This is a genomic window from Vibrio intestinalis (assembly GCF_025195085.2).
GTDB lineage: Bacteria > Pseudomonadota > Gammaproteobacteria > Enterobacterales > Vibrionaceae > Vibrio > Vibrio intestinalis.
In genome coordinates this window covers 113437-130493 of the sequence record NZ_JANAVY020000008.1, presented here as the reverse complement: position 1 = coordinate 130493, position 17057 = coordinate 113437, and the positions used below count along the sequence as shown (strand labels likewise).

Below are 17057 nucleotides of genomic sequence, written 5' to 3'. Positions count from 1 at the left end.
ATTTAAAGGGATTAAATCGTTAGTTGTTGGAAACCCAAAAATGCGCCTTACCTTGGGCCGCGAAGACTTTGGCAATCGCAATGTAGCTGATGCTTGAGATCACCGTGGCGTAGATAGGCGCTTCTACCCATCCCATATCAAACATCAAGAACAATACGCTGCCCGATGTGAAACCAATCAGCATCGAGAAGAGTGCGGCGTAAATATTACCTTCGATATAACGACTTAGCATCATCGGCGCGACTAAGGTTGCCATTAAGGTTCCTGAGCCAAGAATGGCCAGCATAGAGAGCATAAATGGTGGCGCATAGAGCATGCCGACAAATCCAACCAATCCCAGTCCCCATACCGCAGTGCGATTGAAAATTAGCAGCTGTGTTTCCGTCATGCGGCACTTAGGCCAAATCGCTTGGCGCAAATCGTGTGACACTGAGCCTGCGATCGCATGAAGAACAGAGTTTGCGGTCGATTTCATTGCAAAGAGAATAAACAGGGTAATGATGGCTGATGTGGTTGGCGTAAGAAACGTGGTTAAAAAGATAGGCATTGCGTTGTCTGCATTCTCTAGCCCCGGCACTTTCACGCGGACATATAAGCCAGCCAGTGGTACTAGGCTAAGTAAGCAAGCCATCGGTGTCATGTAGGCGGCCATTAAATGAAGCTTAGTGGTTTTTGCAAGCGCCATGAAGCGAACGGACATATAGGGAAGGGTTGTTGCGTAGATAAAAGCATAGGGTAAGACTAAAAAGACGTGCCAAGTGCTAGCGCCATAAGGGCCGGAATTAGTGGGTTCAACTAAGTGCGGGTCGATGGAGTGGAGAGCGTCGATTAGGGCCGTCGGTGAGATGTCTGAAAATACGGTGATGACAATGATTGCCGCTGAGGCACACATCCCGATTACCATGATGGTGTCAGTAAAGGCCACAGCAGCAAGCCCACCAATAGAGGTATACAGGATAATGATACCCACCATAATCAAAGATGCCGTCGTGGGAGAGATACCTAGCCACTGACCTGCAAGTAACCCTAGCGCTTTGACTTGCCCAATCATAAACACTAACAACAATAAGATGGTAATTAGGGCAGCGAAACCTTGCGTGAGCCTTTTGATTGACTCAGGACCTTGATGGTTCTTCGCAATATATTCGGGAATGGTTAAGCTGCCCATAGCCTGTGCTTTTTGGTGTAGAAATCGCGCGCAAAACAGTACGGCTAATACCATGGCTGGAGCAAAGAAGAAGTTTCCGAGCAGCTCTATCGCTCCGTATTTATAAGCAACTCCGGGGGAGCCCATAAAGCCCCACCCTGAGAAACCTGTGGCAACAATTGTTGCAGCCCCTGTGAAAGGCCCAAGACAATTTGCAGCAAGAAGAAAACCGCCTTCACCTTCGTCAGCTTTCATCAGCTTATTGCTGTATAAAGCCAGAGCGACCATCACAGCGACGGTGATGAGAAGTAATATCCAATTGAGCGTTATATTCATTGCTGCATCCTTGTCTTATTGCGTTTACGGCGTTATTGATTTGCCTGAACGGCTGCAGATTTAGCTTGTCTCTTCTTGTTCATCGTAAAGACAATTTCACCCATACCACCACCAATAACCAAGATGCCACCTAAGGTTTGCAGTGCCGTTAAGCTTTCGCCGAACATCATGATACCGATACCTGCGCCCACCACGGTTTCTAAGTAAGAAACACACGCGAGCTCGGCAGCTTTAAGGTGCTTGGCAGCAATAGTTAGTAGTGAAAGTGCACCAAAGCCAATAAAGAAGCCCATTGAAATTAGCCATACCCAAGAACTGGTATCCATTTCAGCCAGTGACGGTGGATTGAAAACAAAGAAGATACCAATGGCGATTGCACCGAATGCAAAGTTAAAGAAGGAGCGCGAATCCGATCCAACATCGGTACGGTAGCGGCTCAAGAAAAGATAGAGACCATAGCCGATACCAGAGGCCAAACCGAGCATGTCACCTAAGAAATTTTCTTTCGAGAAGGAGAGCGATACGGTTAGGCCACCTTCAGGGGTATAGCTAATAATACCGATGATAAATAGACAGCCGATGAATACTGCGGTGAGCAATGCTCCGGTGAGTTTCGATATTTTCTCTTTTAAGAAAATGGCGGCCAAAATGGTGGAAAAAACAGGGCCGGTGTAAATGAGAAAAACTGCGTTTGCTAGTGTCGTGTACTTGGTTGAAGAGACATAAGCTGCCAAACAGAGCCCGAGACACGCACCACTGGCAATCACGGCGGGGGTCAGTTTCGTTCCTTTAATTAGATGGGCTTTCCCTTGATAGATAAGAATGGCAAGAATACAGATTGCGCCTACCATCATGCGAGTAAAGGCGATGACATCACCACTTGTATTAATGTTCCTTGCAAAAAGTCCGACGCAGCCCATTAAAGCGGCTGACACGATCATTGTCGTATAACCTAGCGTTTTGGTGTTCATAATTGACTCCTTAGGTTTTTGATACTTTGGAGACCTTTTCGAGCACCCCATCACCAGACTTCTCGTACTTGAAGTAGACAACAACAACAAGTATCCACAGCAGTACGTTAGCGATGATGAACGCATCGATTGACCAGTAACCTGTTAGCATCAGTATTCCTTATGTGATTGTCCTTGAGCCTTATTTCTAAAGGGGTTCAGAGTTTTAACCCAAGGTTACTCATTGCGATTTACCCATTAATAATTCATCAATCACTAAGGGATAACTAGCCAAAACCTGCCGAAAAAGTGCCAAATTCTGCAAGGGTGAAACAAGTTTGAAGCAGAGTTTATTTTGCGGCGATGATCACGTTGAACGTGATGGTCATCGTTTTGGTCTTACTTGTGGTCTTAGTTGTGGTTTTCGCCAAGGTTATAGCGGCGAGGATTATTCGACGTCTGTTTGGAAGGTAGCGATTGAAACGAGGTAGATTATTTCTGAGGTAATACTGAAGGCAATATCGAAAAAAGCCCTGAGTGATGATCACTCAGGGCTCTGCGATTGTTTAAAGTGAATTGAAACGCTCTCTAAACCAAGATGATGTTTACACCGGCCTCTTCTAGGGCTGCGAGTGTTTCTGGATCGGCATTTTGATCGGTGATCAAAGTATCCAGTTGACTGGTGCAGGCCAGCAGTTTTCCACCCGGCTTACCTATTTTCGAGCTATCTACCATGGCGACTAAACGCGCGCCATACTCAAGCAGTTTTTTCTCAGCCATATAGACCACAAGATCAGAAGTATGTACTCCTGATTTAGACACGCCAGTGCCAGTAAAGAACACAAAGCGGCTGGAATGATCGTCGGTTGATTCAGTATCTGGTGAGAGTGTGATGTGACGCTCTGGCAGATATTGGCCCCCTAACACAATCAGGCTTGGGTGATTTTTTTGAATCAGCTGATACGCCAATGGCATGAAGTTAGTGACCACCTGAATATTGTGGCCAGCTAAATACTCACCCATTAAGAAGGTGGTATTACTGCCGCTTACTACAATGCTGTCATTCTCATCACACAGTTCATAAGCCGCGCGAGCAATGCGCAGTTTTTCACCGTAATTGTGAATATCACGCTCTGAAGGGATGAAGTGCGAAGCTGCATGAGCTTGGCTATGACTCTCTTCTGTGTGAATCACTTCTGCGCCATTGCGTATTTTGGTCAGCTTGCCATCTTCTGCCAGTTTGGTGATATCGCGACGTGCAGTAGATAGAGAGATGTCGAGCATCTCTACATAGTCATTGGTGCTGATGTAAGTATGGTTTTCAAGATACTCCAATAGCCTTCTATGACGCTGTGCTTCATTCATAACTAAGTCCTTGATCTTTCTGATTGGTTTATTTTGACCGAATTTGACGTTTTGAGCAAATTAAAATTCATTTTGACGTTTAATGAACTTTTGGTGAGCGTTTAATGTGATCTTTGGCATGTTTTTAGTCATAAAAAATCAAAAATGACTTTACGTGACGCTTATTGGTCATATATATTCATTTTGCGTCACAAAGAGTCACGGGAGGCCAAGGTGAAGTATCAAGCAATCATTATTGATTTAGATGGCACATTACTAAATGACCACAATCAGATCAGCGGAAACAATATAGAGGCGATAAAACTAGCAGTAAGCGAAGGTTATCAAATCACATTGGCGAGCGGTCGACCACATAACTTGATGCTGCCTTTCGCTAAGCAACTGGGTATTGAGCTACCTCTTATCTGTTGCAATGGCGCTTATCAGTTCCATCCTGTTCAGCAGCGCGTCATGAATAGCCAAGTGATTGAAGCGCAGGTAATGGCATCTTTGTTGGATACCTTAAACCTTGGTCAGTTCCACTTTACGCTTTACTGCGAAAATGGCATTTACGCGGCTCAAGAATCTTCTCATTTCAATGGCTTAAAACAGCAAATAGCTCAGTTAGGCGCAACGGGAAACACCCAGATTGTGGCTAATGTTCAAGAGCTACTAAGCCAATGTGGTGACGTATATAAAGTTTTAGTATCGAGCCAAGACAAAGTCGCACTTTGTCAGCTGCGCGATGCACTTCAAGCCGACTTACAAGCGGATCTTTCGACACCAAATAAGCTAGATATCACTGCTGATGGCGTCAACAAAGGTCAAGCAACACTTTGTTGGTTAAACCAATTCAACATCAAACCAAAACAAACTATCGCCTTTGGTGATGGCGACAACGACGTGGAAATGTTCCGTGTGGTTGGAGAGCCTGTCGCCATGGCTAACGCTAGCCCTGCTTTGCGCGGCTTAGCAAACCTCATTGTCACAGATAACAACGGTTGCGGCATTGGACAGTACCTCAGACTGGTTGTGTCTGAAGGTCAACACACTTGCCAACACTCATATTGCTACTAAGGAAACACCATGAAAAAAGTAAAAATCGCAGCAGGTCTTGCACACGTAGATTACGGCCACATCGCTGACATCGTTAAAGAAGTGTCTGATGCAGGCGCAGACTACATCCACTGTGATGCAGCAGATATGCACGATCTGAAAAACATGCAGCTAATGGGTGGCCACCAAATCGTTGAAGGTATTCGCCAATACACTGATAAACCAATCGAAGTACACGCTTACTTCAAAGATTGTGACCGTCTATTCGTAGAGAAAATCGCGAAAGCGGGTGCAGACATGCTGATTCTTCCAGCTGAAAACTTCTTGGGCGCACCTCTGGCTTACATGATGAAGTATTGCCGCGACTACAACATGAAGTTTGGTCTAACAGTTGGCTGTTTCACTCCGGTTTCTTTCGTTAAAGAAGCGATTTACTACCTAGACCGCCTACACATCGTAATCCACGGCGTGAACAACGATGAATGGTTATGGCGTGAATCTGCAATCGAAATGATCCGCGAAGCGCGTCAGCTAATTAACGAACGCAACCCTAACTGTGAGCTATGTGTGGATGGCGGTATCCGTAACCACAACCTAGAAGCGTTACTAAAAGAAGACATCGATGTCATGGTGGCTTCAACCAACATCTTCGGCCACAAAGATGGCATCACAGCGGGCGTACATGATTTCCGCGAAGCGCTAGACAAAGCAGAAGAAGCGGTTGCTGCTGAAATCGCTTAATAGACACAGTCACTAAACAGATAAAGGTGTCGGGCTGATTCACCCTCGAAATGCTCCGGCTCGACACCAACCAAGGATTAACCATGACACATTTTAATCACTATCAACCGACTAAGCTGAGCTTTGGCCCGGGCAATGTGAGCCAAATTGGTCAAATGGTGGCGCAATATGGTCAGCGCTGCTTGGTGGTTTCAGAGCCAATCTTTGAAGCCGTAAAACCAGCTTACGATCGTATTTTTGCTTTGCTTGCTGAACACAATATTGAAGTGACCCATTTTGATGGTGTGGTACCAAACCCACCAACCACAGTAGTGGAATTAGGTCGTCAAGTGGGTGTTGCAGCAGGTTGTGATGTGGTATTGGCCATCGGTGGTGGCTCATCCATTGATACGGCAAAAATCATTGCAGCCGCGATGAAGGTGGAAAAGATCCAGTGGTCACAATGGTTTGCTGATTACGATTCACCGTTTGGTGATATTAAAGCACTGCCAGCGACACCTGTGCCATTGCTTGCGATTCCAACCACGTCTGGTACGGGTTCACAAGTGACTCACGCAGCGGTAATCACGGATTTGGAAAGCCACTCGAAACTGACGCTATTCCACCCAGATTTCTACCCGCGTGAAGCGATTATTGACCCAGAATTGATGCTCACTCTGCCACCGCGCATGACAGCGATGACAGGTTTTGACGCCTTCTCACACGCATTTGAATCATACACAGGTACTAAGCCATCACCGCTTGTTGACAGCCTAGCGCTAGAAGCAATGAAGCTGGTGGTTGAGAACCTAGCAAATGTAGTGAAAGACGGCTCAGACCTTGAAGGCCGCTGCCGCTTAGCCAGCGCCGATACTCTAGCGGGTATCTCATTGGCCAATGGTGGTGCAGGTGCTCCGCATCCACTGGGAGAGATTCTAGGTAGCCGCAAAACCAACTTGCCTCACGGCTTAACGTTGGCCGTCGTCTACCCAGCTTATGTCCAACTGCAATGGCGTAAACAGCCAGAGCGCTATGCCAAAGTGGCTGAACTGTTTGGTGCCGTGGGAAGCACTGAAGAGAAAGCACAATCATTGGCGCAGCACTTGGTGACGTTTCTACAACAAATCGGTTTGGAACATAACTTAAGCCAAGTAGGGGTAACAGAAGAAGACGTAACAGCTCTTGAGCCAGCGTTTTGCTTCAACTTACCACTGACATCTGGTGAAGAAATGAAAACCATTCTGCGCGCTAGTTTGGCTTAGCAGAATGTAACGGAGATAAGAACATGGAAAACGGCATTAACAAGCTTGATCAAGCAGCAGCGAATGCGGACAGAGAGGACATCCACTGCGGCCAGATCAAAGCGTTAATTTTCGATTTCGATGGTCTACTAGTCGATACAGAAACCTGTATGTTCAAAGCCTGGGAAGCTTTGATGAAACCATACGGTGTGAACGTTTCGCCACTCCAGGTTGCTGGCCTAGTTGGGAGCTCAGCGCCAGCAACCGCCCTTTTCAATTTATTTAGAACCCATTCTGGCGAGCAAATTTCAGATGATGAAATTCGCCAACGTGTTCTAGACCTTGCCTACCAATTTATTGAACAACAAAGCGAAAGAGACGGTGTCCGTGATTATTTAGAAGCGGCGAAAAATGCGCAGCTTAAGCTGGCGTTAGCCACCAGTTCTGAATATGAGCATTACATGCCGATTCTAAAACGCCTCAAGTTAGAACATTACTTTGAGAGTTATACCGGCGCAGAAGAAATTGCCATTGAGCGTCGTAAACCTCAGCCAGATGTCTACTTAACCAGCCTAAAAAAATTGGGAGTTTCTGCCCATCAAGCCATTGCCTTTGAAGACTCACCTCCGGGGATCACAGCGGCTCGATCGGCAGGTATTCCAACGGTTGCGGTAACCAACCTACTGACTCAACACCTAGATGTTTCACACGCCACTATTGCGTTGTCGTCTATGAGCCAGATATCGCTAGCGCAATTGATAATTCAACTTATCGAGATAGAACAATGAACAAATTAGAACAATTGAAAAAATACACCACAGTCGTTGCTGATACAGGCGACATTGACGCGATTGCTGCATTCCAACCACAAGATGCAACCACCAACCCTTCATTGGTCTTAAAAGCGGCTGAGATGCCTCAATACGATCACCTGATTGTTGATGCTATCGAATGGGCAAAAAAACAGAGCGCAGATAAAGCGCAACAAATCGTGGATGCGAGTGACAAGCTTGCGGTAAACATCGGCGTAGAAATCTTAAAAACCGTTCCGGGTCGTATCTCAACCGAAGTGGATGCTCGCCTATCGTTTGATAAAGAATCGAGCCTAGTCAAAGCACGTAAACTGATCGCTATGTACCAAGAAGCGGGCGTTGAGAAAGAACGTATTTTGATCAAACTGGCTTCAACATGGGAAGGCATTCGCGCAGCGCAAGTGCTAGAGCAAGAAGGCATCAACTGTAACCTAACTCTGCTATTTAACTTCGCTCAAGCAAAAGCGTGTGCAGAAGCAGGCGTGTTCCTAATCTCACCATTTGTAGGCCGTATTCTGGATTGGTACAAAAACAATACCGATAAGAAAGAGTACCTTCCGCATGAAGATCCGGGCGTGGTTTCGGTTTCAAATATCTACAACTACTACAAAGATCATGGCTACAACACAGTCGTGATGGGCGCGAGCTTCCGTAATGCGGAAGAGGTGCTTGCACTTGCTGGTTGTGACCGCTTAACCATCGGCACAGCAATCCTTGATCAATTGGCTGCGCAAGAAGGCGAAGTTGAACCGACTCTTCACGCAGAACGTGCAAACGTGCAGCCAGCACCAACCGCAATGACAGAAGCTGAGTTCCGTTGGGAGATGAACCAAGACCCAATGGCGACAGAAAAACTGTCTGAAGGTATTCGTAACTTTGCTGTAGACCAAGGCAAGTTAGAAACCATGATTGAAGCGCGTCTGTAAGGAGTATTGGCAATGATTTCTCGTAATAAACTTGCAGATACGATTCGCGTACTGAGTATGGATGCGGTGCAAAAGGCGGGCTCTGGCCACCCGGGCGCACCTATGGGTATGGCGGATATTGCTGAAGTGCTTTGGCGTGATTTTCTAAAGCACAACCCAACTAACCCAAATTGGCCTGATCGTGACCGTTTCATTCTTTCTAATGGTCACGGTTCAATGCTGATTTACAGCTTGCTGCACCTTTCTGGCTACGATCTGACGATGGAAGATATCCAATCTTTCCGCCAGCTTCATGCGAAAACAGCAGGCCACCCAGAGTATGGCTATGCGCCGGGTGTAGAAACGACGACTGGCCCACTAGGCCAAGGCATCACCAACGGCGTGGGTATGGCATTGGCTGAGAAAGTATTGGCTGAGCAGTTTAACCGCCCGGGCCATGACGTTGTTGACCACCACACTTACGTGTTCATGGGTGACGGCTGCATGATGGAAGGTATTTCTCATGAAGCGTGTTCACTGGCAGGCACACTTGGCCTAGGCAAGCTTATTGCGTTTTGGGATGACAACGGCATCTCAATTGATGGCCATGTGGAAGGGTGGTTCTCAGACGATACACCAAAACGTTTTGAAGCTTACGGTTGGCACGTAATCTCTGATGTTGATGGCCACAATGCAGAAGCGATTCGCCAAGCGATTCTAGACGCGCAAGCAGAAACCGGCAAACCAACGCTGATTTGTTGCAAAACTATCATTGGTTTTGGCTCACCAAACAAATCAGCAAGCCACGATTGTCACGGCGCGCCGCTAGGTGAAGATGAAGTGGCATTAGTGCGACTAAACCTAGGTTGGGATTACGCACCGTTTGAAATTCCACATGAAATCTACCAAGAGTGGGATGCCAAACAAGCCGGTAAAGATGCGGAAGCACAATGGGCGAACCGTTTTGCTGCATACCAAGCAGAATACCCTGAGCTAGCAGCTGAGTTTAACCGCCGCGTAAACGGTGAGTTGCCAGAGAACTGGGCGCAAATCAGTCAAGATGTCATTGAGACTTTGCAAGCTAACCCAGCAACGATTGCGACTCGCAAAGCATCACAAAATGCGATTGAAGCGTTTGGTTCGCACTTACCTGAGTTCTTAGGTGGTTCGGCAGACTTAACGCCGTCAAACTTAACTAACTGGTCTGGCTCTAAAGCGATCACCGCGCAAGACGCATCGGGTAACTACCTAAGCTATGGCGTGCGTGAGTTTGCAATGTCAGCAATGATGAACGGCATCGCACTGCATGGTGGCTTTATCCCTTACGGCGGCACGTTCCTGATGTTTATGGAATACGCACGTAACGCGCTACGTATGGCGGCACTGATGAAGCAGCGCAGTATCTTCGTTTACACCCATGACTCGATTGGTCTAGGTGAAGATGGCCCAACGCACCAACCAGTAGAGCAAATCGCGTCACTGCGTTTAACACCAAACATGAGCACATGGCGCCCATGTGACCAAGTTGAAACAGCGGTTGCGTGGAAAGCCGCGGTTGAGCGCAAAGATGGCCCAACATCGCTAATCTTCTCTCGCCAGAACCTTGTTCAGTTTGAACGTGATGAAGCCATGCTGGCAAACGTCGCGAAGGGTGGTTATATCCTATCTGATTGTGAGGGTGAGCCAGAGCTGATTCTTATCGCTACCGGTTCAGAAGTGGCCCTAGCGATGGAAGCGAAAGCGCAGTTAACAGGCGCACGAGTTCGCGTGGTTTCTATGCCAGCAACTGACGTATTTGATAAGCAAAGTGCGGAATACCAACAACAAGTGCTACCAAGCAATGTGACTAAGCGTATTGCGATTGAAGCAGGTATCAAAGATTACTGGTTCAAGTACGCAGGCTTGCAAGGTGAGATCATTGGTATGACGAGCTTTGGTGAGTCAGCGCCAGCAGAGCAACTGTTTGAGATGTTCGGCTTTACCGTTGCGAACGTTGTAGAAACAGCGCAGCGATTGATGGAGCGCGCGTAATGGAATCATTCATCACTAACCAAGTGGATGAATGCTTAAGAACTAAGGCAGCAAAGGCTGCCTTAAACCACATTAAGCAACACATCCATGCTGACACTGTTATTGGTATCGGCACAGGCGCAACAGCGGAAGTGTTCGTTCAATTGCTCGCAGAGAGCCAATTGCCGTTCGCTTACTGCGTATCAAGCTCGGATCGTTCATCTAACGCCATTCAATCAGCAGGGCTCAAAGAGCTGCCATTAGCGCAGTGTGAGCATGTGGATTTTTACGTAGATGGCATTGATGAAGGCTTAAGTGATGGCACTACTATCAAAGGTGGCGGCGCAGCACTAGCGAGAGAGAAGGTGATCGCCACCATGGCGAGCTGTTTTATCACCATTTCTGACGAAGGTCGCTTGGTGGAAGCACTCGGTAAATTCCCATTGCCGATAGAAGTGCTACCCGCTGCGAAAATGCCAGCGATTTTGGCGTTAAAAGCACTCGGTGGAGAGCCTGTTCAACGCGCGAATTGTGTTACCGATAATGGCAATATTATTCTTGATGTTTCTGGGTTGGATATAACTCATTCATCCCAGTTGGAATCAGCGCTAAACAGCATTCCTGGTGTGGTCGAGAATGGCATTTTTTCTCGTCGAAAAGCGAACTTTATGGCGTTTTCTAACTCACTTGGTGTGCGTTGGATAGCGGCAAAATGAGACCTTGATTACAACTTTATCAATAACCCTATTTTTGACGAGGATTTGAGGAAATAAACATGATGGACAGCAAGTTTTCAGACCAATTTATAAAGTATCTTGAGCCTCATATTGATGAGATGCTCAATGACTTATCGGGTCTGATTGCGATTCCATCAGTACGCGATTTGGCAAGCCGAACTGAGCTTGCGCCATTTGGTCAGCCGATTCGTAGAGCGTTTGATTATTTGATTGAGTTTGCTCAAAAAAATGGGTTAGAAGTGCGCGATCACCAAGGCTACGCATTAGATATTAGTGTTGGCCAAGGTGATCAAGAAATTGCTCTGCTGCATCACGTAGACGTGGTGTCAGCAGGGGATGAAGCACAGTGGCGTACACCGCCTTACCAAATGACTCGTGAAGGTAATTTGCTGTTTGGCCGTGGTGTGACAGACAACAAAGGGCCATTAATGGCCAGCTTGTACATCCTCAAGTTGTTTAAACAAATGGATGTGCCGTTAACCAAAAAGATCCGCGTGATCATTGGTGGCGCAGAAGAGACAACTTGGGAATGTGTAGAGCATTACTTTAAACACAACCCGCAGCCAGATTTTGGCTTTTCACCTGACGGCGACTTCCCAATCGTCAATGGTGAAAAAGGCATTCTGTATGCATCGCTAGAGAGAGCGTTTGCTCAAACTAGCACCAAAGGAACTTGCCAGATCATTAAGCTGGAAAGTGAGCGAGATCGTACCTCGACTTGCCATCACTTAAGCGCAGAACTGGCGGGCTCTGAAGCTGCAAAAGTAGCGCAGAAATTTGCTGCTTTTGCTGATGTGATTGATTGTCAGTCATATCATCGCGTTGAGTTTTCAACGCCGTGGGAGAAATCCCGCAATCCGCATAAAGTTGATAATTGTATGGACAAGTTTATCGACATTATGCGCCATGTAGATGGGTTAGATGCTAACTCGGCACATTTGGTCAATTTGCTTAACTCCCACTTTGCAAATAGCCACGATGGCCACAAGTTAGAGCTTAACCACCAAGATGATGAAATGGGGCCAACCACCAGTTGCGTTTCAGCCATCAATTTGGATTCTCATGGCTACAACTTGGATTTTGATTTTCGGTTTCCTAAAGGCCTGACGATCGAACAAGTTCGTTCCCAACTCCGCGCTTTATCCCAACAAGCTGGAGTGAACTTTATCGAGCAGCAGTACTTACCCTTATCTTACCTCTCACCCGAAAGTGCCCTTATCCAGACGATGGGGAAAGCTTATTCCGACGTTACAGGAATGGACGCAGAATGCTTTAGCAAAGGCGCGGCCTCGTATGCGCGTGCGTTAGAGCATGGGGTGGCATTTGGACCAACTTTCCCTGGAGAAGTGACTTTTGTGCATGAGCCGAATGAACAGCTCAGCCTTGAGTCGTTGATAAAAGCAATAACGATATACGTGAAAGTTCTCATATCATTTCAGGAGTAAATTATGAGAGATAAGGTTCAAGCACTTGCCGGTGGTATGATGGTATCCATCATCGTACTAGTCATCGCTGGTATCTACATTGGTGTAGGTGCAGGCGTGGTTAACCAGATGTTATCGCAAGACTCTGTAATCTATGCATTCTTCAAACTAATGTTAGATCTTGGTTTGATGGTTATGCGTAACCTACCCCCATTCTTTGCCATTGGTTTGGCATTCGCTCTGTCGAAAGCAGAAAAAGGCTGGGCAGCCTTCACTGGTTTCACTATGTTTATGTGTTTCAACGTGGCGATTGGCTCGATTGCAGCCTTCAACGGTTGGACACCAGACACCATTAGTGTTGATTACCTAGTAAACAACATGGGTTACGAAAAAGTAGCAGCGCAAAACTTCAACTCTCTATGGGGTGAAAACCTAGGCGTGTTCTCATACAACATGGGTATCTTCAGCGGTATCATCGTTGGTTGTATCACGGCTGCGCTACACAACCGTTTCTACAAATATGAAATGCCTTCAATGCTAAGCTTCTTCTCTGGCCCTCGCGCGGTCGTGATTTTTGCTTACATGGCGATTATGCCAATCAGCTTGATCGCATACTACGCATGGCCACCAATTGCAGGCGGTTTACAATCTATCACAACACTAATCACCAGCTCTGGCATCTTTGGTTCATTCCTATTTGGTGTGTTTGATAAAGGCCTATTGCCATTTGGTCTTCACCACCTAATCGCATTCCCAATCGAGTACACTCGTGTGGGTGGCGTAATGGAAATCGACGGTGTGATTTACGAAGGTGTTCGTAACATCATGAACGGTCAAATGAGCTCGCCAGACGCAACAGGCTACATCACTCACAACTTCACCAGCGGCCGTATTCCAATTCAAATTGGTGGTCTAACAGGTGCGGCTTACGCGATGTACGTAACGGCTAAAACTGAAAACCGTAAGAAAGTCGCGGCAATCATGGTACCAGCAGTGTTCACTGCAGCGGTTATCGGTATCACTGAGCCACTAGAATACACATTCTTATTTGTTCAACCATTCCTGTTCTTTGCTGTGCACGTGCCACTAAACGGCCTAGCTTACGTAATTACAGAGATGTTTGGCGTATCAATCCACGGTAACCAGTTACTGTTCATGGTGCCAAACCTACTGCAACCTGAGAAGGTACATGCATGGGCACTACTATGGATTGTTCCACTGTACTTCGTGGTTTACTTCTACACCTTCAAATACTTCATCTTGAAGTTCGACTCTAAAACTCCGGGTCGTGAAGAGGAAGAAGGCGATATCGCACTGTACTCAAAAGAAGACTTCAAGAAAAAACAACAGCAAAACACAGCAGGCTTACCTGTAGAGATCATCAAGGCTCTGGGCGGTGCAGAGAACATTGAAAACGTCTCTAACTGTGCAACGCGTCTACGTGTGTCACTGCATGACGAAAATCTCGCAGCAAGTGACGATGTGTGGAAAAAAGAGCTGAGCGCTATCGGTGTGGTGCGTATGCCAAAAGGTATTCAAGTTATCTACGGCGCGAACGTCATCACCATTGCCTCAGGTATTAAAGAAGCACTAGGCGTCGATTCTTAAGCGCCTCTAATCCCAAATTAAACGCGAACAATAACAAGCTCCCTCCTATGGCCACGGGGCATAGGGCGGGATCCCTGTGCCCAAAATATGGAAATCATAAGATGAAAACTCTAACAAAATGTTCATTATCTCTACTTGCAGTGTGTGTTTCGGGTGTTTTACATGCGGCAGAAACGCCAACTTCAACATGGCCAGAACGCAGCCCAATTGTGTTCTGGGGCGACCGTGCTAACGAAGATTGGAGCTATGTCGACAACCTAGCAGAAGCGGATAAGAGCTTCTCTGAAAAACTTAAGCGTCTTGATATTTCAGAAGATGGCGATTGGAAAGTCTCTTTTGCTGGTAACGTAAAAGTGGCTTTGGATAACCGCTGGAATCACATGTATGACTCTGACATTCGCAAAGACAATGAACTGCGTTCACGCATGCAGTTCTCTGCGGATGTAACCTACCAAGATTGGATGCGTATGTTCGGTGAAATTCGTACCAACTACACCAACCTTGATGCAGCAGGCCCGGTAGACGATGCAGGTACTGACTTCCACCAGTTCTTCGCTGAATTCAAATTGCTTGATGACGGTGAGCAATACCTAAGCACACGTCTTGGCCGCCAAGAAATCTACCTAAACGAATGGCAGATGATGAACCGCGAACCAACCCCAGTGCAATCTAGCTGGAATGCGGTGAGCGCGAAGTACAAAGTGAACGGCATCAACTTTGATGCTTATTACGGTGAAGAAGTATTCCCACTGTTTGAAGATGGCAGTTTCGCAGGCAACTGGGATGACAAAACTAACGGTAAGAAATCGACCGGTCTGTTTGCTAACTGGCGTATGGACTTTGGTGCGATGCAAGCATACGTAATGAGCAACGAGCTAACTAACTCAAGCTTTGTGAACGCACCAGACGGTGATGTTGATATTCAAGTATTGGGTATTCATGCTCATGATTTTGTAAGTGAAGGCTTCGGTTACATGGTCGATGGTGTTTACCAGTTTGGTGATCATGCAGGTAAAGATATTTCTGCTTACATGGCTTACGCTGATTTCAACTATAACTGGAAAGCTGATTGGAACTACCGCGTAGGTATGAACTTGCACTACGCATCAGGCTCAGATGCGAACAGCGATAAAGTGAATACCTTTAACCCATTATGGACAGGCGACCCAGTTGGCTTCGCACACGATGGCGCTTACGGTAACGCGATGCAGTTTGGTGGTTACTCAGTGATCGAATACTCGCCAAAACAAAGCATCATCACTGGTTTCATGTCGACATGGCGTGCTAATACCGAAGACGCAATCTACACGTTGAACCAAGATGTGCTGTTTGGTGAAAACTCAGACGAAAAATACGCATACACTCAGTTCTACCTACAGTTCCATAACTACCTAACGGGTAACCTGAAGAGCGAAGTGAATATGTACTACGCGCTAGAAAGTGATTACACCCGTGATGTAGTAGGTACGTCGAGCGATGACATTGCTCGTATCGAGCTAGCGTTCATCTACAACTTCTAATCGAAGTGAATGCCCACTCCTCTTTTTGTTCACCTTAGGGTGAGTGGGCAACTTGATTAATTATGGAATTAATCAAACATCAATTTAGTCCCTTCTTTCCTAGGAAAATCCCTTGTCGTTTTAATATTTCGCCCAGCCAAAAGCTGGGCATTTTTTTGCGTCAGTTGTTGAGCCATTGATACTGTAAAGAGTGTAGTTCTATGATTTACGATGGTTCGCCGAGGTTTACTGGTGATTTGCAAATGAGATCCATTCTCAATAGAATTGTTGGTTATTGAAGCAGTAACAAGGATGTGGGGATGGGTAGTTCGGTAGATAAGCCTTGGTTGATTGATGACCAATACTTAGATTGCCCGATTGGGGAACAAGGAAAATGGCGTAAGCACTCACTTCCATTACAGGCTAAACAAACAGAGTTCTTAAGTGCTCATATTTGTCCTGACATTAGTTGTACTGTCAGTGAATGTCAGTTTTCCAATCCTTACCATTCTCGTATTGTTTATTCGAAACCTACCACTTTGTTGGTTTTCGGTGTTGAAGGTATCAGCCAGTTTGAGTTTGTTACTTCTCAGTTAGGTTGTACCGTGAGACCCGGTGATGTCTGGTTATTGAGTACTGCAAAAGATGAACTTTTGCGGACTACTCCAGCAAACACGTTATCGAAAATGACGGTAATTAAGTACGCCACCGAGCGAATCAACCAAGCGTTTCACCAATCTGATGAGCAACCTATGCAGCTATGTGGTAGCCAAATGATTCGGCTTGGGTTTCAACAGTCACCTGAGGAATGGATTGCTGAGCTAGTGCGCAATCCGATGCTATCGGTGAGTGATAGGTTGTTAGCAGAAGCTAGAGCATTAGAATTGATCGCTCGTTGGTTAACGCCAGTCAACCAAGCGCAAAATGAACAATCAGAATCGAACCTGCAACCTGTGATTGATGCATTAATCCAGAACTTGGCTCAGCCTCCATCTTTAGACAGTTTGGCAAAACAAGCGGGAATGAGTCATGCACGGCTTAATCGTCAGTTTAAATCCCAGTTTGGCAAAACTGTATTCGAGTGGCTGCGTCAGCACCGTTTAGAGAGAGCAAAGAACTATTTAGCGAACCCAGACCAAGCCATTACCGATATTGCACTGAATTGTGGTTTTAGTAGTGCCAGCCACTTTACTCAAACCTTTAAGTCTCAATACGGCATTACGCCAACTGAGTATCGTAAAGGTATTGAGCAGGGTAACTGCACGTGA

Annotated in this window: 15 protein-coding genes; 11 read left to right on the top strand and 4 right to left on the bottom strand. The window is 46.4% G+C overall.

The window, feature by feature from the left end; translation table 11 throughout:
* Positions 1-19: 19 nt before the first annotated feature.
* The 4 genes from MU515_RS12625 to ulaR all read right to left on the bottom strand — a co-directional run bounded on the left by MU515_RS12625 (position 20) and on the right by ulaR (position 3798).
* Positions 20-1483 carry a sodium:solute symporter family protein gene (locus tag MU515_RS12625; RefSeq protein ID WP_260260782.1) on the bottom strand — a complete coding sequence of 488 codons (1464 nt, stop codon included), beginning with the start codon at positions 1481-1483 and terminating at the stop codon, positions 20-22.
* 32 nt (positions 1484-1515) lie between these two features.
* Entirely contained in the window at positions 1516-2454 is a 939-nt protein-coding gene (locus MU515_RS12620; protein ID WP_260260781.1) for a DMT family transporter, read from the bottom strand.
* 10 nt (positions 2455-2464) lie between these two features.
* Positions 2465-2605: a hypothetical protein gene (locus MU515_RS12615; RefSeq protein WP_260260780.1), complete on the bottom strand. Its 141-nt coding sequence runs from the start codon at positions 2603-2605 to the stop codon at positions 2465-2467.
* 416 nt (positions 2606-3021) lie between these two features.
* A complete protein-coding gene (ulaR, locus tag MU515_RS12610) occupies positions 3022-3798 on the bottom strand; it encodes an HTH-type transcriptional regulator UlaR (RefSeq protein ID WP_260260779.1) in 777 nt (258 codons plus the stop codon).
* Between the two features lie 213 nt (positions 3799-4011).
* Between ulaR and MU515_RS12605 the strand changes: the two genes are divergently transcribed.
* From MU515_RS12605 to MU515_RS12555, 11 genes are all read left to right on the top strand, one after another.
* On the top strand, positions 4012-4854 hold the full coding sequence (locus MU515_RS12605) for an HAD family hydrolase (RefSeq protein ID WP_260260778.1): 843 nt from the start codon (positions 4012-4014) through the stop codon (positions 4852-4854).
* Between the two features lie 9 nt (positions 4855-4863).
* Positions 4864-5574 carry a ribulose-phosphate 3-epimerase gene (locus MU515_RS12600; protein WP_260260777.1) on the top strand — a complete coding sequence of 237 codons (711 nt, stop codon included), beginning with the start codon at positions 4864-4866 and terminating at the stop codon, positions 5572-5574.
* Positions 5575-5657: 83 nt separating this feature from the next.
* The gene (locus MU515_RS12595) at positions 5658-6815 is read left to right on the top strand and encodes an iron-containing alcohol dehydrogenase (RefSeq protein ID WP_260260776.1); all 1158 of its coding nucleotides are present in this window, start codon (positions 5658-5660) and stop codon (positions 6813-6815) included.
* A 23-nt stretch (positions 6816-6838) separates the two neighbouring features.
* Positions 6839-7582, top strand: coding sequence for an HAD family hydrolase (locus tag MU515_RS12590; RefSeq protein WP_260260775.1), 744 nt, complete (start codon positions 6839-6841; stop codon positions 7580-7582).
* The gene (gene tal, locus MU515_RS12585; protein ID WP_260260774.1) at positions 7579-8532 is read left to right on the top strand and encodes a transaldolase; all 954 of its coding nucleotides are present in this window, start codon (positions 7579-7581) and stop codon (positions 8530-8532) included. Before MU515_RS12590 ends, tal begins: the two co-directional genes overlap by 4 nt.
* 12 nt (positions 8533-8544) lie before the next feature.
* The gene (gene tkt / locus MU515_RS12580) at positions 8545-10542 is read left to right on the top strand and encodes a transketolase (protein ID WP_260260773.1); all 1998 of its coding nucleotides are present in this window, start codon (positions 8545-8547) and stop codon (positions 10540-10542) included.
* A complete protein-coding gene (rpiA, locus tag MU515_RS12575) occupies positions 10542-11237 on the top strand; it encodes a ribose-5-phosphate isomerase RpiA (RefSeq protein WP_260260772.1) in 696 nt (231 codons plus the stop codon). Before tkt ends, rpiA begins: the two co-directional genes overlap by 1 nt.
* Before the next feature lie 59 nt (positions 11238-11296).
* On the top strand, positions 11297-12703 hold the full coding sequence (locus MU515_RS12570; RefSeq protein WP_260260771.1) for a Sapep family Mn(2+)-dependent dipeptidase: 1407 nt from the start codon (positions 11297-11299) through the stop codon (positions 12701-12703).
* Positions 12704-12706: 3 nt separating this feature from the next.
* Positions 12707-14290 carry a PTS transporter subunit EIIC gene (locus MU515_RS12565; protein ID WP_260260770.1) on the top strand — a complete coding sequence of 528 codons (1584 nt, stop codon included), beginning with the start codon at positions 12707-12709 and terminating at the stop codon, positions 14288-14290.
* Positions 14291-14391: 101 nt separating this feature from the next.
* Positions 14392-15810 (top strand): alginate export family protein, encoded by a 1419-nt coding sequence (locus MU515_RS12560; RefSeq protein ID WP_260260769.1) that lies wholly within the window; start codon positions 14392-14394, stop codon positions 15808-15810.
* Positions 15811-16109: 299 nt separating this feature from the next.
* Positions 16110-17057, top strand: a complete 948-nt coding sequence (locus MU515_RS12555; protein WP_260260768.1) for a helix-turn-helix domain-containing protein — start codon at positions 16110-16112, stop codon at positions 17055-17057.